General features: G+C 65.8%; 1 protein-coding gene. It reads right to left on the reverse strand.

Going from position 1 to position 1,286, the window contains the following annotated elements; all coding sequences use genetic code 11:
- The coding region (locus GJ632_RS21570; protein ID WP_343161323.1) for a BGTF surface domain-containing protein at positions 1-1,217 on the reverse strand (1,217 nt) is incomplete at its 3' end.
- Between the last annotated feature and the right edge of the window lie 69 nt (positions 1,218-1,286).

Below are 1,286 nucleotides of genomic sequence, written 5' to 3' on the forward strand. Positions count from 1 at the left end.
GGCCGTGTCCGGCGCGTCCGTGGCCGTGTCCGGCGCGTCCGTGCCGTGTCCGGCGCGTCCGTCTCGGTCATCTCCGTCTCGGTCTCGACGCTCTCGAGAACCGTCCCGTCGACGGTTTCGGAGTCAGCGGGACCGTTGCGGACCGTGACCTCGTACGTGTCGCCGACTTCCTGCTCGCTGAAGTCGAACGTGCCCGAGAACGTCCGGTTCTCGGTGACGTAGATGGTCGCGGTCTTCAGGAAGCTCGGCTGCGTGTCGCCGCTGGAGCGGACGCGCATGCTGAGTTCCGTACCGGGCGCGACGGTCGTCTCGCCCTCTATCGTCTGTTCCGCGGAGGCGGAGACGTTGTACGGGTCGTCGAGGATGTGCTCACCTTCGACGAGGTCGTACTCGTCGGTGACTGTCTGGCGGTCGTCGGCGAGGTTGTCCTCGTCTTCCTCGACCGTGAAGTTGGCTTCGAGCGTGTGGTCGTTCTCGATGCTACGCTCGGTCGTGTCGATGTCCTTGCTGTCCGTGTCGTAGACAACGAAGTACGTGTCGTTCTCCGAGTCAGCGAAGACGTCGGAGTTCGTGTCGTTCAGGACCAGCGCGTACGGGTCGCGGTTCGCACCGGGGTCGACCTGCTCGACCGTGAGCGTGTACTCGCTGCCGTTGTTGTTGTAGAACGCAGTCGTCACGTCGTCGGTGCCCTGCGCCTCGAGGAGGCCCTCGAGACCGGACGCCTCGACCTGGTGGACGGCGAGGTCGCCGTAGGCGACCGTGTTGGTCTGCGTGAGGTTGTTGTTACCGACGGCTTCGTAGACGTCGTCGGTGTCCTCGAGCGTCGAGCCCGACGGTGCGGTCCACGTGTTGACGGCGGTCGTGTTGCGCTCTTCGAGCGTCAGCGTGCCGACGCCCTGCGAGTCGTCGTCGGAGTCCTGACCGGCGCGGACTTCGAGGTCGTACTCGCCGGATTCGAGGAGCGAGTCGACGCCCTCCTCGATGCTGGCCTTGGTGATGGAGTCGTCGTCGTCCTCGAGGTTGGGGACGTCGTAGACGTTACCACCGTCGTTGCCGATGCTGCCGGCGTTGGTGGCCGCCCACGTGTTGAACAGGAGGTTGACCTGCCCGTCACCGTTCTCGTCTTCGACCGTCACGTTGCTGCGGTAGCCGACGCCGAGGACCCCGAGCGTCAGGGTCGCGTAGTCGGTGTTCTGCAGCGTGATGGTGATGTTCACGACGCACCGCGCTCGTCGGTGATGATGCCGGAGCCGCCGATGTCGGCGCGGCCCTCCACCGGCGCGCTG

The sequence above is a fragment of the Halogeometricum sp. CBA1124 genome, from assembly GCF_009741955.1.
Classification (GTDB): domain Archaea; phylum Halobacteriota; class Halobacteria; order Halobacteriales; family Haloferacaceae; genus Halogeometricum; species Halogeometricum rufum.